Source organism: Bacillus sp. GW823-FHT06A10 (assembly GCF_058795375.1).
In genome coordinates this window covers 991,425-1,017,914 of sequence record NZ_JBXAHT010000002.1, presented here as the reverse complement: position 1 = coordinate 1,017,914, position 26,490 = coordinate 991,425, and the positions used below count along the sequence as shown (strand labels likewise).

The 26,490-nt window shown below is 36.4% G+C and carries 26 protein-coding genes and 1 pseudogene; 5 read left to right on the top strand and 22 right to left on the bottom strand.

What is annotated here, in order from left to right; genetic code table 11:
• Positions 1 to 12 precede the first annotated feature (12 nt).
• From AC1Q8M_RS20180 to AC1Q8M_RS20165, 4 genes are all read right to left on the bottom strand, one after another.
• The gene (locus AC1Q8M_RS20180) at positions 13 to 234 is read right to left on the bottom strand and encodes a hypothetical protein (RefSeq protein WP_000215311.1); all 222 of its coding nucleotides are present in this window, start codon (positions 232 to 234) and stop codon (positions 13 to 15) included.
• A gap of 13 nt (positions 235 to 247) precedes the next feature.
• Positions 248 to 835: a hypothetical protein gene (locus tag AC1Q8M_RS20175; protein WP_000537277.1), complete on the bottom strand. Its 588-nt coding sequence runs from the start codon at positions 833 to 835 to the stop codon at positions 248 to 250.
• A gap of 90 nt (positions 836 to 925) precedes the next feature.
• Complete coding sequence (locus tag AC1Q8M_RS20170; protein ID WP_097879685.1) at positions 926 to 1,174, bottom strand: hypothetical protein; 249 nt, start codon at positions 1,172 to 1,174, stop codon at positions 926 to 928.
• A 55-nt stretch (positions 1,175 to 1,229) separates the two neighbouring features.
• Complete coding sequence (locus AC1Q8M_RS20165; protein ID WP_097826050.1) at positions 1,230 to 1,421, bottom strand: helix-turn-helix domain-containing protein; 192 nt, start codon at positions 1,419 to 1,421, stop codon at positions 1,230 to 1,232.
• A 168-nt stretch (positions 1,422 to 1,589) separates the two neighbouring features.
• Between AC1Q8M_RS20165 and AC1Q8M_RS20160 the strand changes: the two genes are divergently transcribed.
• The 5 genes from AC1Q8M_RS20160 (at position 1,590) to AC1Q8M_RS20140 (ending at position 6,035) form a co-directional block, all read left to right on the top strand.
• Positions 1,590 to 2,000: a helix-turn-helix domain-containing protein gene (locus AC1Q8M_RS20160; RefSeq protein WP_000172329.1), complete on the top strand. Its 411-nt coding sequence runs from the start codon at positions 1,590 to 1,592 to the stop codon at positions 1,998 to 2,000.
• A 12-nt stretch (positions 2,001 to 2,012) separates the two neighbouring features.
• The gene (locus AC1Q8M_RS20155) at positions 2,013 to 2,441 is read left to right on the top strand and encodes an ImmA/IrrE family metallo-endopeptidase (RefSeq protein ID WP_492334172.1); all 429 of its coding nucleotides are present in this window, start codon (positions 2,013 to 2,015) and stop codon (positions 2,439 to 2,441) included.
• Between the two features lie 42 nt (positions 2,442 to 2,483).
• Positions 2,484 to 3,479, top strand: coding sequence for a hypothetical protein (locus tag AC1Q8M_RS20150; protein ID WP_492334171.1), 996 nt, complete (start codon positions 2,484 to 2,486; stop codon positions 3,477 to 3,479).
• Between the two features lie 73 nt (positions 3,480 to 3,552).
• Complete coding sequence (locus AC1Q8M_RS20145) at positions 3,553 to 4,398, top strand: hypothetical protein (RefSeq protein ID WP_098058438.1); 846 nt, start codon at positions 3,553 to 3,555, stop codon at positions 4,396 to 4,398.
• Positions 4,399 to 4,487: 89 nt separating this feature from the next.
• A complete protein-coding gene (locus AC1Q8M_RS20140; RefSeq protein WP_242294614.1) occupies positions 4,488 to 6,035 on the top strand; it encodes a recombinase family protein in 1,548 nt (515 codons plus the stop codon).
• Positions 6,036 to 6,067: 32 nt separating this feature from the next.
• Here AC1Q8M_RS20140 and dpaB read toward each other — a convergent pair.
• From dpaB to AC1Q8M_RS20050, 18 genes and pseudogenes are all read right to left on the bottom strand, one after another.
• Positions 6,068 to 6,493, bottom strand: a pseudogene (gene dpaB, locus AC1Q8M_RS20135) (dipicolinate synthase subunit B); the annotation flags it as partial.
• Positions 6,490 to 7,392 carry a dipicolinic acid synthetase subunit A gene (gene dpaA, locus AC1Q8M_RS20130; RefSeq protein WP_000954735.1) on the bottom strand — a complete coding sequence of 301 codons (903 nt, stop codon included), beginning with the start codon at positions 7,390 to 7,392 and terminating at the stop codon, positions 6,490 to 6,492. The pseudogene dpaB and the gene dpaA, both read right to left, overlap by 4 nt.
• 170 nt (positions 7,393 to 7,562) lie before the next feature.
• Entirely contained in the window at positions 7,563 to 7,814 is a 252-nt protein-coding gene (locus tag AC1Q8M_RS20125; RefSeq protein WP_098361302.1) for a YlmC/YmxH family sporulation protein, read from the bottom strand.
• Positions 7,815 to 7,948: 134 nt separating this feature from the next.
• Positions 7,949 to 9,190, bottom strand: a complete 1,242-nt coding sequence (locus AC1Q8M_RS20120; RefSeq protein WP_000593001.1) for a M16 family metallopeptidase — start codon at positions 9,188 to 9,190, stop codon at positions 7,949 to 7,951.
• A gap of 87 nt (positions 9,191 to 9,277) precedes the next feature.
• Entirely contained in the window at positions 9,278 to 10,177 is a 900-nt protein-coding gene (locus tag AC1Q8M_RS20115) for a polysaccharide deacetylase family protein (RefSeq protein WP_000868221.1), read from the bottom strand.
• 152 nt (positions 10,178 to 10,329) lie between these two features.
• Positions 10,330 to 12,468, bottom strand: coding sequence for a polyribonucleotide nucleotidyltransferase (gene pnp / locus AC1Q8M_RS20110; protein WP_000076745.1), 2,139 nt, complete (start codon positions 12,466 to 12,468; stop codon positions 10,330 to 10,332).
• 160 nt (positions 12,469 to 12,628) lie between these two features.
• On the bottom strand, positions 12,629 to 12,898 hold the full coding sequence (gene rpsO / locus AC1Q8M_RS20105; protein WP_001229392.1) for a 30S ribosomal protein S15: 270 nt from the start codon (positions 12,896 to 12,898) through the stop codon (positions 12,629 to 12,631).
• A 100-nt stretch (positions 12,899 to 12,998) separates the two neighbouring features.
• Complete coding sequence (gene ribF / locus AC1Q8M_RS20100; RefSeq protein ID WP_000766705.1) at positions 12,999 to 13,970, bottom strand: bifunctional riboflavin kinase/FAD synthetase; 972 nt, start codon at positions 13,968 to 13,970, stop codon at positions 12,999 to 13,001.
• A 43-nt stretch (positions 13,971 to 14,013) separates the two neighbouring features.
• Positions 14,014 to 14,937 carry a tRNA pseudouridine(55) synthase TruB gene (gene truB, locus AC1Q8M_RS20095; RefSeq protein WP_000399362.1) on the bottom strand — a complete coding sequence of 308 codons (924 nt, stop codon included), beginning with the start codon at positions 14,935 to 14,937 and terminating at the stop codon, positions 14,014 to 14,016.
• Positions 14,938 to 15,023: 86 nt separating this feature from the next.
• Positions 15,024 to 15,380, bottom strand: a complete 357-nt coding sequence (gene rbfA, locus AC1Q8M_RS20090) for a 30S ribosome-binding factor RbfA (protein ID WP_000776437.1) — start codon at positions 15,378 to 15,380, stop codon at positions 15,024 to 15,026.
• Between the two features lie 15 nt (positions 15,381 to 15,395).
• Positions 15,396 to 15,677, bottom strand: a complete 282-nt coding sequence (locus tag AC1Q8M_RS20085) for a DUF503 domain-containing protein (RefSeq protein WP_000634350.1) — start codon at positions 15,675 to 15,677, stop codon at positions 15,396 to 15,398.
• Entirely contained in the window at positions 15,674 to 17,740 is a 2,067-nt protein-coding gene (gene infB, locus AC1Q8M_RS20080; protein WP_000036347.1) for a translation initiation factor IF-2, read from the bottom strand. Before infB ends, AC1Q8M_RS20085 begins: the two co-directional genes overlap by 4 nt.
• Positions 17,741 to 17,744: 4 nt before the next feature.
• Positions 17,745 to 18,056, bottom strand: a complete 312-nt coding sequence (locus tag AC1Q8M_RS20075) for a YlxQ family RNA-binding protein (RefSeq protein ID WP_098855700.1) — start codon at positions 18,054 to 18,056, stop codon at positions 17,745 to 17,747.
• On the bottom strand, positions 18,057 to 18,329 hold the full coding sequence (rnpM, locus tag AC1Q8M_RS20070; protein WP_000071125.1) for an RNase P modulator RnpM: 273 nt from the start codon (positions 18,327 to 18,329) through the stop codon (positions 18,057 to 18,059).
• A gap of 11 nt (positions 18,330 to 18,340) precedes the next feature.
• A complete protein-coding gene (gene nusA, locus AC1Q8M_RS20065) occupies positions 18,341 to 19,447 on the bottom strand; it encodes a transcription termination factor NusA (RefSeq protein WP_000102598.1) in 1,107 nt (368 codons plus the stop codon).
• Between the two features lie 17 nt (positions 19,448 to 19,464).
• A complete protein-coding gene (gene rimP, locus AC1Q8M_RS20060; RefSeq protein ID WP_000359095.1) occupies positions 19,465 to 19,935 on the bottom strand; it encodes a ribosome maturation factor RimP in 471 nt (156 codons plus the stop codon).
• Positions 19,936 to 20,268: 333 nt separating this feature from the next.
• On the bottom strand, positions 20,269 to 24,570 hold the full coding sequence (locus AC1Q8M_RS20055) for a PolC-type DNA polymerase III (protein ID WP_053563760.1): 4,302 nt from the start codon (positions 24,568 to 24,570) through the stop codon (positions 20,269 to 20,271).
• Between the two features lie 124 nt (positions 24,571 to 24,694).
• The gene (locus AC1Q8M_RS20050; RefSeq protein ID WP_016080534.1) at positions 24,695 to 26,395 is read right to left on the bottom strand and encodes a proline--tRNA ligase; all 1,701 of its coding nucleotides are present in this window, start codon (positions 26,393 to 26,395) and stop codon (positions 24,695 to 24,697) included.
• Positions 26,396 to 26,490: the final 95 nt, after the last annotated feature.

The following is a 26,490-nucleotide window of genomic DNA, read 5'->3' as shown; positions in this document are numbered from 1 at the left end:
AGCTACTGTTGTCTAGGCGGTAGCTTTTTTATTTGCCCATTTATGTTTCAAAATGAATGACGCTTCTATAATTTTGATTCGAATCCCCAACAATTTCTTCTCTTGCTTTAACTCAACTGTTTTTGAATCCTCATTAAGTAATTCTGCTATTTTTATTTCACCAGTTAGTTTTGCATCATATCGAATTAGTTCCTTATATTCTTTTAAACTAGGTTTCTTATAATCTACCGTCATTTTTCTTCCTCCTTTACAGCACCTTTGTTAAATTCATTAAGCTATCGACCGATTGAATAATAACGTTCTCCGCCATCGCCTTTTGCAACCAACTTCTTTGTATTTGTTCCATAATGCCAAAATGAACTTGTTCAAGAGCTTGTACTACACATTGAGTAGCTTGGATTGTATCGAAAATTTCTTTTGCATGAACTGCGTATTCATGTTTCTTTTTTTCATCATGCTTCCATGATCTAGTTGTAACTTGTAGATTCATAATTTCTTTCGCTGCCGCAATTCCCTCTTCAGCTTGCTTAATGTAGTTCATCAATTGTAGATTTACATCCTGAGTTAATCGTGGATCTGTAGGCGGCAATCCAACACCATAAATATGTTTGATCGCTTGTTGATTCAATTTTGCTCCTGTTGCATGGCACCAATCCATCGCAAGCTCAAATTCTGGTTTAGAAAGTCCAGATTCAATACGGGTTAATCTTTCATGTGTAATACCAAGGTACTTAGATAGCCCTTTCTTCGTTTTCAGCTGAACATTGTCACAACATTCTCTAGCATTCTGTAATAATTCTCCTATTGCTGAATTGCAGTATATGCTTGTTCCCATATCTGTTCGCCTCCATATTTAGTTTTCAAATGGTTACAATGAACTTAGTACATATGTAACTTGTCTACTTTTCGTATAAAAAGAGAGGAACTATTCCTCAACATTTTCTTTTACTTGTATTTCTTTGATGATGGCCCAACCAGCCTTGTAATATGCTTGACGGATTTTATCAATATCCTTTTGCGATTTTGGCTCAGGAGCCACAACATGGACTTTCGTTTTTCCAAATTCATAAGTCGCCGCATATTCTTCTTGTTGGCTCATGGTGTCACCTCTTGAAGTGCTTTTTATATGTTTATGCGACCGTTCTGTTGGTACTGCCATGTTAGTTGTTGGCATTTTCTCACCTACTTTTACACAAGTTTCATAACAAATTCCACTTTACGTGTAATATCTATTCAAAAAAAATTGATGGATGTTCATTTAGTGCCTTTGCAACACACTTTAATTCTTGTGCTTTAAACGAACGTTTCCCTGCTTCTTTCATGTTATAAGCTGATACAGAAATACTAAGTTCTTTTGCCATAAATACTTGTGAAATACCCTTAGAAATTCTTAATTCCCGTATCTTTTGATTAATCTCCATTTAACACCACCTCATTCCACGTAACGTGAACCTTATGTATCAATAATAATTCCACGTAACGTGAAAGTCAATGAGTTTTTTAACTTTTAGTGAATAAAGTTTCACATAACGTGAAATATTGTTAAAATAATTAACGAAAAGACAAATGGAAGAATGGAAGGATAAACTATGACTTTAGGCTATAGATTAAAAAAAGAAAGAGAAAGACGCAAATGGTCTCAAAAGTTTGTCGCCGAAAAAATCGGTATTACAAATACTGTCCTTTCAAATTATGAGCGCGACTATCGTGATCCCGATACAACAACATTAGGAAAATTAGCTGATTTATATGAAATATCTACAGACGAATTATTGGGTAGATCTAACAAACTTTCTAAAAAGGAAGAACGCGACATTGCACGTGATTTAGAAAAAACATTAGAAGAATTAGAAAATAGCGAAGATGCTTTAATGTTTGACGGCGAACCAATAGACGAACACACAAAAGAAATGATTCGTATTTCTCTAGAAAACTCTATGCGCATGGCAAAACAATTAGCAAAACAAAAATTCACTCCAAACAAGTACAAAAAAGATTGAACGGAGCGAGAAATGAAAATTAAAGACTACGTAATGAAAATCGTAAAAAAACACGGCACAACAAACCCCTTTGAAATCGCTAAACGAAAAGATATTATAGTGTTGTTTGAAGACCTAGGGAATACTCTTGGTTTTTACAACACTTATAAACGCTTTAAATTCATTCATATTAATAATAGGATTGATGAAACTATACAACGCTTTGTGTGTGCCCACGAACTAGGACATGCCCTATTACACCCAAAAGCTAATACTCCATTTTTACGAAATAAAACCTTTTTTTCTGTAGATCGATTAGAGATCGAAGCAAATACATTTGCAGTCGAACTCTTATTACCTGATGAAATGATTTCTGAATATCAAGATACAAATCTATCAATTCAAGAAATAGCTGAAATCTATGGAATTCCAGAAAGTTTTGCTCGTTTAAAAAGCTATTAATATGAATTTTAAATACAACTTTATAAGTTAGGAGCTACATAAATGAAAATATTTTTCTCATTTCTATTTGCAATAGCAATGCTGGCCACGTTTATTTTATTAATCACATCTTTGGTATTTCGTTTAAAAAAGAAACCAAACACTAAGAAATATTTTAAGTTTACAGGAATAGCTTTTATTTTATCTATTATTTCATTAATTGTAGTTAACATGAACATGACACCACAGGAAAAACAAGAAATTCTCGCTAAACAAAAAGCTGAAGAAAAGTTAAAAGCCGAAGAAAAGCAAAAGGATAAAGAGCAAAAAGAGGCTGAAGAAAAGCTAAAAGCTGAAGAGAAACAAAAAACTAAAGAACAAAAAGAAGCTGAAGAAAAGTTAAAAGCCGAAGAGGAACAAAAAGCTAAAGAGCAAAAAGAAGCTGAAGAAAAGCTAAAAGCCGAAGAGAAACAAAAAGCTAAAGAGCAAAAAGAAGCTGAAGAAAAGCTAAAAACCGAAGAGAAACAAAAAGCTAAAGAACAAAAAGAGGCTGAGGAGAAACAAAAAGCTGAAGAGAAGAAATTAGCTGAGGAACAAAAAAAAGCTGAAGAAAAGCAAAAAGAATTTACTTCCTATGCCCAAAACATTAGAGGTGGAAATTTTATTAAGGATATGAAACTTAATAATAAAGATGCTGAAATTACATTCCATGATTCATTTGCATCTTATAAATCAGCAAAACCAGATAGCAACGTTACTGAAGAACAATATAAACAATATTTTTCAACAGGGGATGCTATTGAAAAAATGTTTGTAAGCGAACCTGCGAGATTACTAAGACAATTTCCAGATTTGAATGCTGTAAAAATGACTCTTCCATTTGAAGGAAAAACATACAATATCAACTTAGATAGAAAATCATTAAATTCACACTTAGAATTTAAAATTGAGGATTTAAAAGTTGAAGATAAATCTTGGGTCAAGAAATTTAATGATCCATACGTATATAATAAAGCAAAACGTAAAGCGTTCTTTACGAAATTTGTTACTGTCCAATAATATATAACGTTTATTACTGATTCTTTACAGCAGTAAACGTTATATTAAATTATTAAAAGGAGTTATGATTTTTATGAGTGATATATCCAATGTACTCAAAGGGTTAGGAGGATTAGCCGCTACCCTTACTTTTCTTGTGGTTATATATCAATTTGTCCTTAAATATAGGACTACAAATGAATTTGATAAACTTTTTATAAGTAAAGCTGAACGAGAAAAACAAAATGATTTTAAATTTATAATGGAGGCCTTATTGATATTTTTTGCTTTTTATCTTTATCCATTGATTACCATTTCGCAATTTATTTCCTTATCTAAATCTACTGTTAATGCTATGACTGGTTGGGTAAGTATCCTTGTAATCCTTTCAACCATAATGTTTATGTTCACTGTTTATTATGCCAGTAGAAAAACAATTCCTACAGAAAAATACACTCTGGTTAAGAGAATAGGCCTAGTAAATATAATACTTAGCCTACTTTGGTACATACCTTCATTACTAATTGTAACAACATATAAATCTTGGTCGGCATTATTCATTATAATTCCACTGGTTTTATTATATAGTCTAATTCTAATGAAATCCCTTTATAAGACTAGAAACACACCTCAGAGTAAGTATATCGTAACTACTATAGATGCAGAGGAATTCAGCAAACTCGAGCTTATCCATGCATATATTATTGATGAAGATCGAACTGTTCTTTATGAAACTTCTGCAACTTCAGAAGAAACATTCTATGTATGCGATTTTTCTTCTGAAGTTTATTTAAAGTATAAAAAAATTGATATACCAACCGATCAAATTATCGAAAAAAATATAAGTCTAAATGTAAATTCAAATCAACAAAGTAATGAAAGTACCAACACCGAAACAAATGCACGCATAGATATCAATGTAAATATAAATTCAAAATAAATTTATTATAGCTCCTTTTCAGGAGCTTTCTTTTTACTTCTTCATCTGCCCATTTTTCGTATATTAGATATTAACAGGGAGGTCTAACGATGAAAACCGCAATCTACCTACGTAAGTCCCGCGCTGATCTCGAAGCCGAAGCACGCGGTGAAGGCGAAACTTTAGCAAAGCACCGCTCTACCCTGCTGAAAATTGCCAAGGAAATGAACTTAAATGTTTTAGCTGTCCGTGAGGAAATTGTTTCTGGTGAGAGTTTAGTGAAACGACCGGAGATGTTAGCATTGCTTGAAGAAATTGAAGATAACAAATATGATGTTGTTCTTTGTATGGATATGGACCGTTTAGGTCGTGGTGGTATGAAAGAACAAGGAATCATTTTAGAGACGTTTAAACGCTCGAATACGAAGATTATGACACCTAGGAAGACTTATGACCTTAATGATGAGTGGGATGAAGAATACAGCGAATTTGAAGCGTTTATGGCTCGTAAGGAGTTAAAGATTATTACGCGTCGTATGCAACGCGGCCGTATAGCAAGCGTGGAGGCTGGTAATTACCTCGGTACCCATGCACCTTATGGTTATGATATCCACCGTTTAAATAAGCGAGAACGTACTTTAACAATTAATTCAGAAGAAGCTTCTGTTGTAAGAATGATATTCGATTGGTATGCAAACGAGGATATGGGCGCTAACGCAATCCGAAGCAAATTAAATGATCTTGGCTACAAAAGTAAGCTAGGTAATGAATGGAACCCCTACAGCATCTTGGATATATTAAAAAATAATGTGTACATCGGAAAAGTAACGTGGCAAAAACGAAAAGAAGTAAAACAGCCTGATGCCGTAAAAAGAAGTTGTGCTCGTCAAGATAAATCAGATTGGATTATTGCTGATGGCAAACATGAGCCAATCATACCGGAAAGTTTATTTGAACAAGTACAAGAAAAATTAAACTCAAGATATCACGTTCCTTACAATACGAACGGAATTAAAAATCCTCTAGCTGGCATTATTAAATGTAGTAAATGTGGTTATAGCATGGTCCAACGTTATCCGAAGAACCGAAAAGAAACGATGGATTGTAAGCACCGTGGTTGTGAAAACAAATCAAGCTATACTGAATTAATTGAGAAGCGTTTACTCGAGGCATTAAAAGAATGGTACATCAATTATAAAGCTGATTTTGAAAAACATAAGCAAGATGACAAGTTAAAAGAAACACAAGTTATTCAAATGAATGAAGCTGCATTACGAAAGCTTGAGAAAGAATTAGTGGATGTCCAAAAACAAAAAAGTAATTTACATGATTTATTAGAACGTGGTGTTTACACCGTCGATATGTTTTTAGAACGCTCGAATGTAGTTTCTGACCGTATAACCGAAATTACTTCCACTATGGAAAACTTAAAGAAAGAAATTAAAACCGAAATTAAGAAGGAAAAAGTCAAGAAAGATACAATACCTCAAGTGGAGCATGTTCTTGATCTGTACTTTAAAACAGATGATCCCAAAAAGAAAAACAGCCTCCTAAAGTCGGTTTTAGAAAAGGCTGTTTATAAAAAGGAAAAGTGGCAAAGGCTCGATGATTTCGAACTTGTGCTTTACCCTAAGCTCCCTCAAGATGGCGACATATAAGCGTTTATGCTTTGTCGTCACCTTGTTGGTGTAATTAGATTTACCCCATTTAATCCTAAAGCATCATTCGTCGAAACTGCCAATACGACAGGCTTCCCATTTCTTAGCGTCGCTTTTGCTGCCATTAGTACTGGAGAATCTGTCATTGCATTTGCAAATTTACTCATAGAATTTCCTGTTAAAGGAGCGATTACCATGCAGTCTAATGGAATTTTAGGTCCAAGTGGCTCTGCTCCAACAATTGAATTAATTGCTTTAAAACCTGTTATTTCTTCAATCTTCTTAATCCACTCTGCTCCTTCTCCAAATCTAGTATTTGTTGATTGAACAGTGTATGAAACAACGGGACGTACTTCTGCCCCTTCAGCAATTAATTTTTCTAAGTGCGGCATAACTTCCTCATACGTACAATGTGAACCCGTAAATCCGAAACCAATTCGTTTCCCCTTCAAACTCATTTCTTTTCCTCCTCCTTTGCAATTGCATCTGCTGCTAATAACTGAGAAAGAACATTTGCTAAAATTTGCCCAGCCGTTTTGGGAGCAACAATACCTGGTAATCCAGGTGCTAGCAACGCTTTGACTCCTCTTTTTTCCGCATATCTAAAGTCAGTACCACCTGGTTTAGAAGCTAAATCAATCACTAACGTATGAGCTGGCATTTTTGCAATAACATTCGCTGTTACAACGAGGTGCGGAATTGTATTGATTACAATATCGATATTCCCTACTTCTTTCTCTATGTCTTGCATATGAAAAGGAGAAAACATCATTTCTGTAATACGTGCAATATGTTCAGATCGTCTTGCTCCAACTTTGACATGGGCTCCTAATGATTGAAATGCTCTCGCAACACTCATTCCTGTTCTACCAAATCCTAGAACCATTACATTGGACCCATGAATTGTATAGTCGGTATGTTGAATTACCATCATTAATGTACCTTCTACAGTTGGAATAGAATTGTATATTGCCACATCATCACGATCAAATAATTTAACAAGTTTTCGGTTCGTAGTAGATACGAGATTTTCCAAGTAAGGTGTACCAATACCCGAATATATAGTAAAGTGTTCTGGTGTATTTTCAATTTGTTCTTTCGTTATTGAAACTTTTTCATTTGAAAAAATAGTATCTACTTCTCCTTTAGCATTTGTACCTGCAACCGGCAAAATGATTGCGTCTACAGAAGTGAAATCTAAATTTTGTATACTTTCTTTTGCTGCCCCTGTGAAACCATGATCTAACTGATCAAACCCTATCAAAGAAAGTTTCGCGTCCAATTCAACTAGCTTACGAATTACTTCTAGCTGCCTTGCATCTCCTCCTATGACAGCAATATGCATCTCAGTCAACATTCCCTAATTCACCTTCTTTTTCTGTCATTTATAAGAAAAGTGCCTACTTTTTCTTTTTCCTCCACATCATATGTAATGTACGAGTTTATGGTGATTGAAAATCCAAATGCACATATGATTTATCAGGTTTCTATGTAGATACAAAAAAAGATGACCAAAATGGCCATCCTTCACTCCGAACTTGAACGATCTATACTATCACAAAGAAGCATATCATGTCCGACTTTCTTTATTTGATTCCATGCCACCCTTACTTCTTGTGGTTCCTTTTTAAAACCTCCCCACTTCCCTACAGGTATTATAAGTGTTTGTATTTGTCCGTCTTTCTCATTAATCTCTAAATCCATATAACCTAAGACTCCCATTTTTTCCGCTTTTTCTATATCTACAACCTCTTTACCACTTAATTCACTTAATCGCATACATACTCCACTCCCCTACTGAATTTTTCATTTGCATTGTCTATAATTAGTACCTATTCTATATGTATAAAAAAAATAACCTTCTCTCATTTAAAAAGAGAGAAGGTTATTATCAGATACATCATAAAAATCGATTATAGTTTTATTCCTTTTGGAAGTTTTCCGTCTGGACTAATAAGTGCCGCAGAGAATTCATCAGTAAACATGTTGCGAATTAATCCGTCCACATTTTCTTTTGTTACAGTGTTTACACTTTCAATAATCTCATCAAGTGAACGATGTTTACGAAGCAGCAATTCATTTTTACCGTTACGACTCATACGGCTATTTGTACTTTCTAAACTTAACATTAAGTTTCCTTTTAATTGCTCTTTACTATTCATAAGCTCTTTTTCTGTAATACCTGTATTTTTCAATGTCTCTAATGTTTCTTGCATTGTTTCATACAGTGTATCTAATTGTTGGCTACCTGTTCCACCGTAAAGTGTTAACATACCTGTATCTTCATAAGAAGAGTGGTAAGAAAATACCGAGTAAGCTAATCCACGTTGCTCACGTACTTCTTGGAATAAACGGCTACTCATGCTACCGCCTAAAACATTATTTAATACAATTAAGTTATAAATATCTTCGTGTCCCATTTGTAAGCCTTTATATCCTAGACATAAATGAGCTTGTTCCGTTTCCTTTTTACGGGCTACCTTATTGAAATGGAAAATTGGGCTATGTACTTGTTCACGGTTTGTTGTTCCTTCATAACTACCGAAATATTGCTCCACTGTTTGTAAAAATGCTTCATCAATATTTCCTGCAACTGATACAACTACATTTTCAGGTGTGTAATGATCTTTTATATATTGACGTAACGTATCACCTGTAAACGTATTAAGCGTTTCTTCTGTTCCTAAAATAGGATATCCAAGTGGATGCGTTTCATATGTTGCTTTCGTTAACATATCATGCACAATATCATCTGGCGCATCTTCGTACATTTTAATTTCTTCACATACGACATTCTTCTCTTTTTTCAGTTCTTCCTCATCAAATGTTGAATTAAAGAACATATCTGCTAAAACATCTAAAGCATATTTAGCATGCTCATCTAATACTTTTGCATAGTAACAAGTATATTCTTTTGAAGTAAATGCATTCACTTGACCACCAATGCTATCAAATGATTCTGCAATCTCTCGTGCACTACGTGTTTCTGTCCCTTTAAAGAACATATGCTCTAAAAAGTGAGAAATCCCATTATTTTTTTCATTTTCATTTCTTGATCCCGCATGGATCCAAATACCAATTGCAACCGATCTTACAGTTGGTATATTCTCCATAACTATTCTTACACCATTTTTACAAGTATATTTTTTAATCAAAAACTTTCCTCCTACTGCCAGTTTCTCTAAATAAAACGCTATTATTTAATGATAACAAGTTTAAGGATGAATGTCATGCAAATGTATTTAATCCACACGTTTTTCATCCAGTAATTCAGTTATATTCCCCACTTTATATCTTTGTTCCTTCAATTTTATAATCATTGTTTCTAAAGCCTCTGCTGTAGACGAAGTAGGATGCATTAATATGATAGCACCTGGATGTATTTTTCTCATTACTCTCTGCAATAGTACATCCGGCTCAGGTCGCTTCCAATCGATCGTATCTACAGTCCACATAATCGTTCCCATTTGAAAATCATCTGCAATCTTTACGACTTCATCTCGAAAGCTTCCACTCGGCGGAGCAAACCATCTTACTTTTTGATTCGTTGCTACTTCTATCATTCGATTTGTTTTTTGTAACTGATCTCGTATTTCATCTGACGATAACGTTTTCATATTAGGGTGTGTGTATGAGTGATTTCCAACTTCTTGTTTTGCATCGACAATCATTTTTGCAAACCGCAAATTTTCTTTCACCCAACGTCCTTCTAAAAAGAAAGTGGCCTTCACATCATGCTTTTTCAAGATTTCTAATATGCGAGGCAAATACTCATTTCCCCATGCCACATTTATTGTTAATCCTACCATCTTTTTATTTGGATGCCCTCTATAAATTGGAGCTGGTGATAAATCTTCCAAATGAACACTCGGTGAGACTTCTTTGAATTCAAGATATTTTTGATCAAATTCCTTTAGCTTCTTCATATTATTATACGATGCTTCAATATCCACTTGTCTTCCATTATATCCAGGTGTTGCCTTCCATATTTTATCAATCATCGCATTTTGAGGTGCAATCTCATACTGTTTTGCATGCTTTTGAATTTCTTCATGCAAGTTATCTTGTGCAAAAACAGAATAAGAGCCTAAACTGACATATAAAGAAAATATACATATGTATGCCAATATACGAACTTTCATATAAACCCTCCCAAATTAACTATATAAAAACATTTTCTTCTTATCTTTGTTAATTTGAGCGTTATAATGAAAACTATACCTATACCGACATAAAAATATATGAACATCATGTTTTTTACATAACAAAAAAAGCCAGTTTAACTGGCTTTTACTTATTGCTGCTCTTGTTTGTTTTCTTCTTTAGCAGCTTCTTTTTCTTGCTCTTCTTTTAGCAATACTTTTCTAGATAGATTTACGCGACCTTGCTTGTCAATCTCGATAACTTTAACTGTAATTACATCACCGATTTTCACAACGTCTTCTACTTTACCTACACGCTCAAGTGCAAGTTCAGAAATATGAACTAATCCATCTTTACCGCTGAATAATTCAACGAAAGCACCAAATTTCTCAACACGTTTCACTTTTCCTTCGTAGATCTCACCTACTTGTACTTCGCGAACGATATCTTCGATAATCTTCTTAGCTTTGTCGTTCATTTCTTGATTTATTGATGAAATGAATACTGTACCATCTTGCTCGATGTCAATTTTAACGCCAGTTTCTTCAATAATTTTATTGATTTGTTTACCGCTTGGTCCAATAACGTCACGGATTTTATCTGGGTTAATTGTCATTGTAATAATCTTTGGAGCGTAAGCTGATAATTCAGTACGTGGCTCTGCAATAACAGATAACATATGATTTAGAATGTGCACACGACCAATTTTCGCTTGTTGTAATGCCTCTTCTAAAATCTCACGTGATAAACCATCGATTTTAATGTCCATTTGCAGCGCAGTTACACCTTGTGCTGTACCTGCTACTTTAAAGTCCATATCACCTAAATGATCTTCCATACCTTGAATATCAGATAAAATTGTGTAATGCTCACCAGATTTAACCAGACCCATTGCAATACCTGCAACTGGAGCTTTAAGTGGAACACCCGCATCCATCATTGCTAAAGTACTACCACAAATACTTGCTTGTGAAGTAGAACCATTTGATTCTAATACTTCAGATACAAGGCGTACTGTGTATGGGAAATCTTTTTCAGATGGAATTACAGGCTCAAGTGCGCGCTCTCCTAGTGCACCGTGACCAATTTCACGACGACCTGGTCCACGCATCGGTCTTGTTTCACCAACACTAAATGATGGGAAATTGTAATGGTGCATAAAGCGTTTTGATTCTTCTACACCAAGACCATCTAAAATTTGCACATCGCCTAATGCACCTAATGTACAAATACTTAATGCTTGTGTTTGTCCACGTGTGAATAAACCAGAACCGTGTGTACGAGATAAAATACCAACCTCTGATGCTAAAGGACGGATTTCGTCACCTTTACGGCCATCTGGGCGAATTTTTTCAACTGTAATAAGACGACGTACTTCTTCTTTTACAATTTTATATAAAATCTCATTTACTTGTCCTAATGTATCAGCGTCAGCTTCCTCAGCTTCGTAATGCTCAATTACACGCTTTTTCACTTCGTTAATTGCATCTTCACGTGCATGTTTCTCATGTACTTGAATTGCAGAATGCATATCCTTCTCAGCCATTTCACGTACAGCTTGATTAAGATCAGCGTCAACTTCATAAAGTTTCACTTCTGATTTCTCTTTACCTACAGCTTGTACAATCTCTTCTTGGAATGCAATTAAACGTTTAATTTCGTCATGACCAAACATAATTGCTTCTAACATTGTTTCTTCAGGTACTTGATCTGCTCCTGCTTCAACCATGTTAATCGCATCTTTCGTACCAGCTACAACTAAGTGGATATCACTTTGTTCTTGCTGTTCTACTGTTGGATTAATAACGAATTCGCCATTAATACGACCAACTGTCGCACCAGCGATTGGACCTTCAAATGGAATATCTGAAATCGATAACGCTAATGAAGAACCAAGCATAGCTGCCATTTCAGAAGAACAATCTTGATCAACACTCATTACAATGCTGACAACTTGTACTTCGTTACGGAAACCATCTGCGAATAGTGGACGAATTGGACGGTCGATTAAACGACTTGCCAAAATTGCTTTTTCACTTGGACGACCTTCACGCTTAATAAAACCGCCAGGAATTTTTCCGACTGCATATAAACGCTCTTCATAGTTTACTGTAAGTGGGAAAAAATCTACATTTTTAGCTTCTTTTGATGCAGTTGCTGTAGATAGAACCGCTGTATCGCCATATCTTACTAATACTGCTCCGTTCGCTTGTTTGGCAAGCTGACCAGTTTCAACTGTTAGCTGGCGACCAGCTAAATCTATCGAGAAGACTTGCTTTTCTTGACTCATTTAAGTACCCCTCTCAATTTAAAGTATTCAATTCTTCTATGTAAATGGATAGTATATCACAATATTCTACCTCTAGTATTGCCTAAAATTAAGTAAGCTATAAAGCGTAGAAGATATATTTTTACCTAACAAAAAAGCGGGAATATTCCCGCTTCTTTGACTATCGACGTAAGCCAAGCTTTGTGATTAATTCACGGTAACGTGTGATATCGCTATTACGAAGGTAAGTTAGTAAATTACGACGTTTACCAACCATCTTTAATAGACCACGACGTGAATGATGATCTTTCTTGTGAGTACGTAAGTGCTCGTTTAGAGTGTTAATTTGCTCCGTTAGGACAGCAATTTGAACCTCTGGAGAACCAGTATCAGTCTCATGAGTTCTAAATTGTGCAATGATTTCATTTTTACGCTCTTGTGTTAAAGCCATCCTATTTCACCTCCTATTAATTAAACCCCCAATTACCTAGCAAGCGTCGGTGAGTCGCAATGCCAAGCAATGGTTGTCATAAAGTACATAACATAGAATACTACTTTTCATTTGAAAAAGCAAGTATATTCTTTTCGCTCGCAAAATATTCTTGTGCTGTTTTCTTATCTTTTGCGATTTGTTCAACTAACTCATCAATGCCATTGAATTTCTTCTCTTCTCTTATACGCATATGCCACTCTACTGTAACATTTTGATCGTATATATCTTTGTTAAATTCAAATAAGTGCACTTCAATTGATAATTGGCGCCCATCTTCTTTAAAAGTCGGTTTATATCCAATATTACATACACCATCGTACCATTCATCGTGAACTTTTAATCTCACTGCATAAACACCTACAGGTGGCAATAAATACTCATCACTTAAACCTACATTAGCTGTTGGAAAACCAATTTGACGCCCACGTTTGTCGCCGTGTATAACTGTTCCCGTTACAGTATAGGCTCTACCTAAAATAGATGGAATTTGTTCCATTTCGCCATTTCGAATTAACTTTCGTAATGCTGTAGAACTTACTTTCTCTTCTTGAAATTCAACTTTTTCAATCACAGTCTGTGTAAACTCCCCTCTTGCATGAAATGGTAAAGTCTCCATCTTTCCTTTTCCTAAACGTCCATATGAATAATCAAACCCTGCTACTACATGCTTTACATTTAAACCAATAATATAATCATCTACAAATTGTTGTGGTAATAACCCTGCAAATGATTCATCAAATTTAATCACATATAATATATCGATTCCTAAGCTTTCGACTATTTTTTCTTTATCACGCATTGGTGTAATATACTCCACATGCGCATCCTTTTTCCCTAAAACAACAGATGGATGAGGATGAAATGTCATAACTGCACTTTTATATCCTCGGTCGTCCGCTATTTTTTTCGCAGTTCGAATTACACATTGATGTCCTAAATGAATGCCATCAAAAAATCCTAATGCCATTACAGTAGGTGGTAATTCTAATTTATTTTGTTCATGTGGATGAGTTAAATGAATAAGTTTCACGCTTGAATTCACCTTTTTCTGTAATAATCCTTCCAATAATTCATTATAGCTTTAGTTCTTGATTATTCACAAGTACTTTCATCGGCTTTAACATGCCAGGATGTTTCGGATGATGTTCATAAATTGCTAAGCAACGATCATTTTTATCAAACACTGTAATAAATGGTGCTGTTATTTCTAATTCATTCTTTAAGAACATACCATTCTTGATTTTCTCTGCTTGCTTTTCATCTACAACCATTTTTGGAAACTTACTTAATGCTTCATCAATTGAAATGAAGATAGACTCTACTGTTCCATTTTGCACGTTTTCTTCAATTTCTTCAAATGATATGCAATCTTCTAATAAAAATTCACCAGATGCCGTTCTTACAAGGTGAGACATATGTGATGGGAAACCAAGTTTCTCCCCGATCATTACCGCTAACGTTCTTACATATGTTCCTTTACTACACGTTACACGGAAACGGAATGAAATATTTTCTCCTTCAAAAACTTCACGGTCATCAAGTAATACGAATTCATGAATCGTAATTGTACGAACTGGACGTTCCACCTCTTGTCCTGCTCTTGCATATTCATATAATTTTTTCCCGTTTACTTTTACAGCTGAGAACATTGGTGGCATTTGTTCAATCGTGCCTGTTAATTCCGCTAGTACCTCTTCTACTTCTTTACGTGTAATAACACGGTTTACATCTTGTTTCTCCACAACTTCACCAGAAGCATCTTCTGTTGTTGTTGAAAACCCTAATGTTACTTCACCTTCATATGTTTTCGTTTCACTTGTTAAAAATTGTGCAATCTTCGTTGCTCTCCCCACACAAAGTGGCAATACTCCCGTTACATCTGGGTCTAATGTTCCCGTATGACCAATTCTCTTTTCTCGCAATATCTTTCTTAATTTAAATACACAATCATGTGATGTCATGCCTTTTGGCTTATGTAATAATACTACACCTTCCATATATGTTCACCTCATCATAATTCTTTCGTAGTAAATATCCAAAACTTATTTTGCATTGAAAAAATGGATAGACAAATGTCTATCCATTATTCTTCACGTTTACCGTCTTTATTAATTTCATGTAAAAGTGTATCAATTCGATGACCATATCCGATAGACTCATCAAACTCAAAGGTAATTTCCGGTGTTTTACGAAGACGAATACGTTGGCCAATTTCTGAACGAATAAAGCCTTTTGCCTTCGCTAAACCTTTTAACGTATTTTCTTTCTGTTCTTCGTCACCTAAAACAGAAATATATACTTTGGCAATTTGCAAATCACCACTCACTTGTACATCTGTTACTGTAACAAATCCGATACGTGGGTCTTTAATTTTACGACTAATGATGTCGCCTAATTCTTTTTTCATTTGCTCGCCTACACGGTTTGCACGTAATTTCATAACTCTTCACCTCATTCAATACCATTCCAATTGTGTTATCGTACGTTCAATTTCAGGAAATGAATCGATGTACTCCAGTACACGATTCATTTCTTTTTCACAGATAACACGATTTGAGGATACGGAAACAACCGCAATTTCTGTACGTTGCCATACATCTTGATGCCCAACTTCAGAAACAGCTACATTATAGCGCTGTTTCACACGAGTTAGCACTCGTTGCAAAATTGCCCGTTTCTCTTTTAAAGAATGCACATCGTAAATCATACACTCGAATGAGAGTGAAGCGACAATCATCGCTTCACTTCTTCCATAACGTATGCTTCAATGATGTCCCCTTCTTTAAGGTCATTATATCTTTCAATTGTAATACCACACTCATAGTTTTGTGCAACTTCTTTTACGTCGTCTTTGAAACGTTTTAACGTATCAAGTTGTCCTTCGAAAATTACGATACCATCGCGGATAATACGAACGCCACTATCGCGTGTAATTTTACCGTCAATTACGTAACAACCTGCGATTGTTCCAACTTTTGTTACCTTGAATGTTTGACGAACTTCCGCTTGACCGATTACTTTTTCTTCGAATTCTGGATCCAGCATACCTTGCATTGCTAATTCAATTTCTTCGATTACTTTGTAGATAATGCGGTGTAAGCGAACATCAACGTTCTCTAATTCAGCTGTACGCTTCGCGTTCACATCCGGACGTACGTTAAATCCAATTACAATTGCATTAGATGCAGAAGCTAAAATGATATCAGATTCTGTAATCGCACCTACACCAGTGTGAATGATTTTAACTTTTACGCCTTCAACATCAATTTTACGAAGTGACGCTGCCATCGCTTCAACAGAACCTTGTACGTCTGCTTTTACGATTAAGTTGATTTCTTTTACATCGCTCTCTTGGATTTGTTGGAATAAATCTTCAAGGCTTAATTTAGATTTCTCACCACGTTGTGCAACTAACGCTTCTTGTGCACGTGATTCACCGATTTGACGAGCTTTCTTCTCATCAGCGAATGCCATGAAACGATCTCCAGCTTGTGGTACTTCATTTAAACCTGTAATTTCAACAGGAGTTGATGGACCAGCAACTTTTACACGACGACCAATATCACTTACCATTGCACGAACACGCCCGAATGAAGTTCCAACAACGATTGGATCTCCAACTCGAAGTGTACCGTTTTGAACTAATAATGTCGCGATAGTTCCTTTACCTTTATCAAGCTGTGCTTCAATTACAGTACCCGTTGCATAACGATTTGGGTTTGCTTTATATTCTTCTACTTCACTTACAAGAAGAATCATCTCTAGCAAGTTGTCAATTCCCTCGCCTTGGATTGCAGAAATTGGTACGAAAATTGTATCTCCGCCCCAAGCTTCTGGAACTAATTCATATTCTGTTAATTCTTGCATTACACGATCAGGATTCGCCGCTGGTTTATCCATTTTATTCACAGCAACAATAATTGGTACTCCAGCTGCTTTTGCATGGCTAATCGCTTCAACTGTTTGAGGCATAACACCGTCATCAGCTGCAACAACAAGGATTGTAATATCAGTTACTTGCGCACCACGAGCACGCATCGTTGTAAATGCCGCGTGACCAGGCGTATCTAAGAATGTAATTTTCTTATCATTTACTTCAACTTGGTATGCACCAATATGCTGAGTAATTCCACCCGCTTCGCCAGCAGTTACTTTTGAATTACGAATTGAGTCAAGTAATGTTGTTTTACCATGGTCAACGTGCCCCATAATCGTAACAACAGCTGGACGCTCTTTTAAGTTTTCTTCATCATCTTGCTCATCAATGAATGTTTCAAACTCAGTTTCACTTACAACTACTTCTTCTTCTACTTCAATACCGTAATCAGTAGCAATTAACTCAATTGTATCTTTATCCAAGTCTTGGTTAATTGTTGCCATAATTCCAAGCATGAAGAGCTTTTTAATAATTTCAGATGGCTCTTTACTTAACTTTTTAGCAAGTTCACCTACTGTAAGGCTTCCAGAGAAAGTAATTTTATCTGGTGTTTCTACTATTTGCGTTTGTTGTCTTCCAGCAAAGTTATCTTGACGTTTGTCTTCATTTCCTTTGCCTTTTTTCTTTTTCTTATTGCTGTTCTTTTTACTGCGAACAACTTTCTCTTCTACTTCAAACTCATCTGCAACAGAAGGTTTTTCCGCTCCAGTGTTATATTCATTATCTAATTTATTTACTACTTCATCTTCTAACATTGTCATATGATTCGAAACCTCGATATTCATCTCTTTAAGTTTTGTCATAAGATCTTTACTTGAGATATTATTTTTTTTTGCATATTCATGTACTCGAATTTTACTCATACCTTCACCCCCGGTAATTTGTATCGAGCATGCTACGTAGCTTTTTCGCAAAGCCTTCATCTAACACAGCTACAACGACTCGCTCGTCTCTCCCAATCGCATGCCCTAATTGTTGTCGATTTTCGACTTTTTTCATTGGTACGTTGTAGTACGTCGTTTTATCAGTGATACGTTTAGTAGTGTTCGCTGACGCATCTTCAGAAAGCAATACGAGCTTTGCTTTACCACATCGTACTTCTTTTAAAACGAGTTCTTCACCCGAAATGATTTTTCGAGCGCGATTTGCTAGTCCTAAAAACGATTTCCAATCGGACACTTATTTCGACTCCTTCTCAACAAGCTCAAGAAGCTCTTCGTACAGAGAACTGTCGATTTTCGCTTTTAGATGATGTTCCAAAATGTTTTTCTTTTGGGCTTGCATAATGCATTCTTTATCTTTTGACAAATATGCACCTCGTCCTGATTTTTTTCCAGATAAATCAATAGACACTTCGCCCTCTTTGGAACGAACAATGCGAACGAGCTCTCGTTTTGATTTCATCTCTTGCGTCGCGATACATTTTCGTAACGGAACTTTTCGATTGCTCATACTCATCACCTCTATTCGATTTCGTCTTCAACTGAATCGAATCCGAATGCGATTACGCTATCTTCTTCTGTTACAATTCCAAGTTGTTTCGCATCAGACTCACTTTTAATATCAATTTTCCAGCCTGTTAATTTAGCTGCAAGACGCGCATTTTGTCCACGCTTACCGATAGCTAATGATAGCTGGTGGTCTGGAACAACAACAGTTGTTGCTTTTTCATCTTCATCTACAAGTACTTTAACAACTTGTGATGGGCTTAAAGCATTTGCAACATATTCAACTGGATCATTTGACCAGCGAACGATGTCAATCTTTTCACCTTTTAGTTCATCTACAACACGTTGTACACGTTGTCCTTTCGGTCCTACGCAAGAACCAACTGGATCAACATCAATGTTTTCTGCATGCACAGAGATTTTAGAACGATCTCCTGCTTCGCGCGCTACAGAGCGAATTTCTACAGTTCCATCATAAATTTCTGGAACTTCCATTTCGAATAAACGTTTTAAAAGACCAGGATGTGTACGTGATACGTAAATTTGTGGTCCTTTTGTTGTCTTTTCTACTTTTGTAATAAATACGCGAATACGATCATGTGGCTTATATTGCTCATTTGGCATTTGCTCACTTACAGGTAATAAAGCTTCTACTTTACCTAAGCTTACGTAGATGAAACGAGCATCTTGGCGTTGTACAATACCAACCATAATGTCTTCTTCACGATCACTAAATTCTGAGTAAATAACACCACGTTCTGCTTCACGAACTCGTTGTGTTACAACTTGTTTTGCAGTTTGCGCTGCAATACGACCAAAATCTTTTGGCGTTACTTCAATTTCTAGTACGTCGCCATCTTGGTAGTTTGGATTAATTTGTCTTGCCTCTTCTACAGAGATTTCAAGACGTGGATCAAACACATTATCAACAACGTCCTTACGTGCTAAAACTTGAATTGTTCCCACTTCTGGGTTAAAGCTCACACGAACGTTTTGTGCTTGGTTAAAATTGCGTTTATAAGCAGAGATTAACGCTGCTTCAATCGCATCAATAATAATATCTTTACTAATACCTTTTTCTGACTCTAATACGAGCAAAGCATCTAACAACTCAGTGCTCATGAAGATCCCCCTTCTTACTAAAACGTAACAGCAAGTCGCGCATTTGCAACTTTATCCATTGGAATTTGGATTTCTTTTTTACGTGTTTTAATTGTTAATAGTAGTGTAATTGTAGTACCGTCGTAGGAAAGTAACTTTCCTTCAAACATCTTTTCGCCATCAATCGGCTCATATGTTTTAATTGCCACTTGTTTTCCTACCGCTTGCTGGAAGTCTTTCTCTTTCTTTAATGGGCGTTCTGCTCCAGGAGATGATACATCCAAAAAGTAAAGGTGAGGAATTGGATCCTCTTTATCTAAAGCTTCGCTTAAACGTTCACTTACCGCACCGCATTCTTCAATGTCGACTCCCTTTTCAGAATCGATGAATACGCGTAAGAACCAGTCTTGTCCTTCTTTCACATACTCTACATCTACAAGTTCAAGATTTAACTCTTCAACGATTGGCTGCGCAAATGCTTCTACAACTTCTGTGACTTTCTTATCCATAAACAGCCTCCTTCCTGCCGCCATGTACCATTTACAAGAAAAGATCCCGTTCATAAAGACGGTCTATCTTATTCTTTCTCGTTAGCTAACAAAAGCCCCTGCCGTTAAGCAGGGAATATCTGTCTTAGTATTACCAAATTTAAGAAGTAAAACTTGTAACAAAATATGTATATACGACAGAAATGTCTTTACTATCTACATGAATAAAATGTAGATAGTAACACGAAAGAGTGGGTTTCCCCACTCTCTTTTTCACAAAATATACATGACATGGTTATCTCGGTTTATAGTATACCATAGCAAATATTGATTTGCAAAGACTTTTCCTTCCTATTAGAACAGTGATAATTGGTTTTGATCCGGCAAATCTCCTAAACAACCTTGGCTATCTAAATACTCAATAATTGTTTTCGAAACCTTACTTCGTTGCTGTAAGTCTTCTTTTGATAAGAAGTCTCCATTTTTGCGCGCTTCCACAATACTTAAGGCTGCGTTCGTACCAAGACCAGGCACTGCATTAAACGGAGGGATTAATGAGTCTCCATCAATAATAAATTCCGTTGCATGCGAACGGTATAAATCAACCTTTTGGAATGAGTATCCACGCTCGCACATTTCAAGCGTCATTTCTAGTACCGTTAATAAACTTTTCTCTTTCGGCGCTGCATCCAATCCTTTTTGAGCTATTTCATCAATTTTCACACGTATGGATGCTGAACCTTTCGCCATCGCCTCTACATCAAAATCATCTGCACGGACTGTAAAATATGCCGCATAGAATAAAAGTGCAAAATGTACTTTAAAGTATGCGATACGCACAGCCATAAGTACGTAAGCAGCCGCATGGGCTTTAGGGAACATATATTTAATCTTCTTACATGAATCAATATACCAACCTGGTACATTATTACCTTTCATGTCATCTTCCCATTCTTCCGGTACACCTTTACCTTTACGAACCGACTCCATGATTTTGAAGGCTAATGATGGATCTAAACCTTGATAGATTAAATATACCATGATGTCATCACGACAACCGATAACTTCACTCAGCGTACATGTACCGTTATAAATTAACTCATTTGCATTACCCAGCCATACGTCAGTACCATGTGACAGCCCAGAAATTTGGACCAATTCTGAGAATGTCGTTGGTTTTGTCTCTTCTAACATTTGTCTTACGAATTTCGTACCGAATTCTGGGATACCAAGTGTACCTGTTTTACAGTTAATTTGTTCTTCCGTTACCCCTAACGTTTCTGGACCAGAGAAAATTTTCATTACCTCTGGATCATCCGTCGGGATTGTTTTCGGATCAATACCACTTAAATCTTGTAACATACGAATAACGGTCGGATCATCGTGTCCTAGTATATCAAGTTTCAATAAATTATCATGAATCGAGTGGAAGTCAAAATGCGTTGTTCTCCACTCAGCACCAATTGAATCAGCAGGAAACTGTATTGGGGAGAAATCAAAGATATCCATGTAATCTGGCACAACGATAATACCACCTGGATGCTGTCCAGTTGTACGTTTTACCCCTGTACATCCCGCTACTAAGCGGTCAATCTCTGCATTCCGAATTGTTAAATTGTGATCATTTGCATAACCTTTTACATATCCATAAGCTGTTTTTTCCGCAACTGTACCAATCGTTCCAGCACGGTATACATAATCTTCACCGAACAGTACTTTCGTATAGTTATGGGCACGTGGTTGGTATTCCCCGGAGAAGTTCAAATCGATATCGGGTACCTTATCTCCTTTGAATCCAAGGAACGTTTCGAATGGGATATCATGTCCATCTTTTACATATGCCACATTACATGTCGGACAATCTTTATCTGGTAAGTCGAAACCAGAGCCTACCGAACCATCATTAAAGAATTCAGATTGCTTGCATTTTGGACAGACATAGTGTGGTGGTAATGGGTTTACTTCTGTAATTTCCATCATCGTTGCAACGAACGATGAACCTACTGAACCACGCGAACCTACTAGATATCCGTCGACTAACGATTTTTTCACAAGCTTATGTGAGATTAAATAAATAACGGCAAATCCATGTCCAATAATACTTTTCAATTCTTTTTCTAAGCGAGCCTCTACAATTTCTGGTAGTTCTTCACCATATATACTGCGTGCCATTTTATAACTCATATCACGTGTTTCATCATCGGCACCCTCAATTTTCGGTGTATATAGATCATCTTTTACCGGACGAACATCACCAATTAATGACGCAACTTTTTGTGTATTCGTTACAACAACTTCTTTCGCTTTGTCCTCACCTAAAAATGAAAAACACTCTAGCATTTCATCAGTTGTACGGAAATGTACTGGCGGTAATGAATGTCGATTTAACGGATTTGCCCCGCCCTGTGAACTAACTAAAATTTTACGATACATTGCATCTTCTGGATCTAAGTAATGCACGTTCCCTGTAGCGACAACTGGTTTATCTAACGTCTCACCTAGTTTTACTAAGTTAGAGATAATTGTTTTTAATTGTCCTTCATCTCGAACGAGTTCACGCTCTACTAAATGACGCAACACCTCTGGAGGCATTACTTCAATGTAATCATAGAACTGTGCAATTTCTTCTACCTCTTCAGGAGCTTTTTGCATCATTGCCTCAAATACTTCACCTTTATCACAAGCCGTTCCTACTAAAATTCCTTCACGGTATTTTTTTAATAGTGACCTCGGTACTCGTGGTACACGGTAAAAGTAATTAAGGTGAGAATATGAAACAAGTTTATATAAATTTTTCAACCCAACATCTGATGTGGCAAGTAACGTCATATGACTTGGACGGCCACGCTTATACGCATCCCCTTGTCCCATGCTATCATTTAATTGATCGTGATATTCAAATCCCTTTTCAATTACATCTTTCAACATTTTCACAAGTAAATATCCCGTCGCTTCTGTATCATAAATCGCACGGTGATGTTGCGTTAATTCAATATCAAGTTTTTTACACATCGTATTTAATCGATGATTTTTCATTTCTGGGAATAAGAATCGTGCAAGTTCTAACGTATCAATAACGGGGTTATTCGTTTTTTCTAACCCAGCCTTTTTAAAACCTACGTTAATAAAGCCCATATCAAAGCTTGCATTATGGGCAACAAGTGTATGGTCCCCCATCCATTCCTCAAACTTTTTAAACACTTCGTCCACTTCTGGTGCATCAGTTAACATATCATCTGTAATACCTGTTAATTCAATAATCGTCGCTGATAATGGTTGATGTGGATTTGCGAAAGATTCAAAGCGATCAATGATTTCGCCACCCTTTACTTTTACGGCAGCCAACTCAATGACTGTGTCGTATACAGCTGATAAACCTGTCGTCTCAACGTCGAAAACAACATACGTTTCCTCTGCAAGTAAACGATGCGCCTCGTTATACGCTATCGGTACACCATCATTAACTAAATTCGCTTCTACACCGTATATAACTTTAACTCCAGCTTTTTTCCCCGCAGAATATGCCTCCGGGAACGACTGAGCCACAGCATGGTCTGTAACCGCAATAGCTTCATGTCCCCATTTACCAGCTTGGGCAACAAGCCTAGAAACAGGAGTAACAGCATCCATTTGGCTCATCGGAGTGTGAAGATGAAGTTCTACACGCTTTTCGCCTTCTGGCGCTTTATCTTTACGAGACGGCCCTGTTATTTCATTAATATCATTTGCAATCATTACTAAATCTCGAACGAATGTATCGTTTTGAACAGAACCACGCGCTTTCACCCACATTCCTTTTTTCAAGGATTGCAGCATTGGAATATCTTCTTTGTCACGCGAGAACATTTTGATCATAATAGAATCCGTATAATCCGTTATTTTTAAAGTTAATAACGTACGCCCACTACGAAGCTCTTTTGTTTCTACATGGAAGACATATCCTTGAACCGTTTTTCTTCTTTCTTCATCTTGAATTTCTCGCATCGGTGTAATCTCTTCATCCGGCTTAATAAGATACCCGAGTGTAATCGGTCCTTCATGCACAACGCTGCTTTCTTCAGCTTGCTTCTTCGCCATTTCTTCCATAGCTTGTATAACACGCTCGCGGTCTTCTTGCTGCGTTTGCTCACGAAACTTTTGCATTTCTTCTGCATTTTGCTGTATATGTGTGTCTAACTGGAAACGCGGGAATCCAAAAGCTTCGTATTGATCCCCCACTGGTTTCGCAACGTTTTTCTTTAAAGCAGTAGACTCCAGCTCATTATTTACATTTATTAACAACTTCACTCCATTCACCTGCGGAAGTTGCTTCTTTAAGTACGCGAACATGGGTGAAAATGTAATTCGTTCCGTACAAAGTGGCCAATACGCCCTTACTTCTTCTTCTGTAAATTGTTTATTCTCTGTTTCTAATGCAAATGTTGTTCTTGCAATATGAGAAAATGATTGCTTAAGCTTTGTTTCTAGCAATTCATATAATTCTGTAGGCAAAATACGTGGCACTTGTAAATCAAAATGCCAACTTTTATTCGCTTTATCAATAACGAGCCTTTCAATACCACCGCCTTGTAAATATTGATTTATAAGGTCGTCTGGTATTTGCAACTGCTGGAGCAAAATTTGAAATCGCTCTTGTTGTTCATTTGTTAAAGACATAAGCACTCTCCTTCCATTTGCTATTATAAATTGAAACGTACTACAAAGAAAGATTTCTTACTTCTTCTTTTACAAAATACGTTTACAAAGAAAGAGAAGGTACCCCATTACGAGGTACCTCTTCTTATTTTAAAATATTTGCAATATATGTTTGAAGTTCTTCTACTTTTACTTCTTCAGACTCACCTGTAGCACGTACTTTCACTTCTACAATACCTTCGTCTGCTTTTTTACCAACTGTAACGCGAACTGGAAGACCGAATAAATCTGCATCTGCAAACTTAACACCTGCACGTTCTGCACGATCGTCTAATAACACTTCATAGCCTTGTTCTTGTAATGAGTTGTAGATATTTTCACCCATTTCACGTTGTGCATCAGATTTCATATTTACTGGAATTACATGCACATGGAATGGTGCTACAGCTTTTGGCCAAACTAAGCCGTTCTCATCGTTAAACTGCTCTGCAATTGCTGCCACTGTACGAGATACACCGATACCGTAACAACCCATAATAAGTGGTTGTGTTTTTCCGTTTTCATCTAGGAATGTCGCGTTCATTGCTTCACTATAACGAGTTCCTAATTTGAATACATGACCAACTTCAATTCCGCGTGCGAAAAGAATTGTTCCGTTTCCATCTGGAGATTGGTCTCCTTCTTGAATGAAGCGTAAATCTGTATATTGACTTACTTTAAAGTCACGTTCTGGATTTACATTTACATAATGGAATCCTTCTTCATTCGCTCCTGAACATCCGTTAACAATTGATGCTACAGCGTGATCAGCAATAATTTCAATATCACCTGTTACACCAATCGGCCCTAATGAACCAATTTCACAATTTAATAATTCTTTTACTTCTTCATGAGAAGCAAGCTCAACAACTGAAGCGCCGTATACATTTTTCACTTTCACATCGTTTACTTCGTGATCACCACGAACAAGTACAACTACTAATTTCTCATCTACTTTAAATACCATAGACTTAATGCACTTGTCAGCTGCAATGTTTAAGAATGCAGATACTTCTTCAATTGCTTTTTGGTCTGGTGTTGCTACTTTTTCAAGAGCTTTTTCTGCTTCGTCACTCTTCGTATACGTATCTACAACAGGAGCCATTTCGATGTTTGCTGCATAATCAGATGTGTCAGAGTATGCAATTGTATCTTCACCAACATCAGATAATACCATAAATTCATGTGTATCTTTTCCGCCCATTGCTCCAGAATCAGCAATAACTGCACGGAAATTCAAGCCACAACGAGCAAAAATGTTAGAGTATGCTTTATATAAGCGATCGTATACTTCATCTAAGCTCTCTTGTGTAGCATGGAAAGAGTATGCATCTTTCATTAGAAACTCTCTTCCACGTAATAAACCGAAACGAGGTCTTTGCTCATCACGGAATTTTGTTTGAATTTGGTATAATGTTAACGGTAATTTTTTATATGATTTCACTTCATCACGCACAAGATCCGTAATTACTTCCTCATGTGTCGCTCCTAATGCGAATTCACGAGCGTTACGATCTTTCATACGCATTAATTCAGATCCGTATGAATACCAACGACCTGATTCTTGCCATAATTCTGCAGCTTGCATAGCTGGCATTAATAATTCTACAGCTCCTGCACGCTCCATTTCTTCTCGAACGATACGTTCTACTTTGTGTAATACTTTTAATCCAAATGGTAGAAAACTATAAATACCAGAAGCATTTTGACGCATAAAACCTGCGCGAAGTAATAATTGATGACTCTTAATTTCAGCATCAGCTGGAACTTCACGTAATGTAGGACTGAATACCATACTTTGTTTCATTTATTTGCACCTCTTCATTTTACTCTTACACGCAGTAAAACCCCTCACCTCGAATTAGGTGAGGGATTTTATTCTACGAGCTCTATTTCATTATT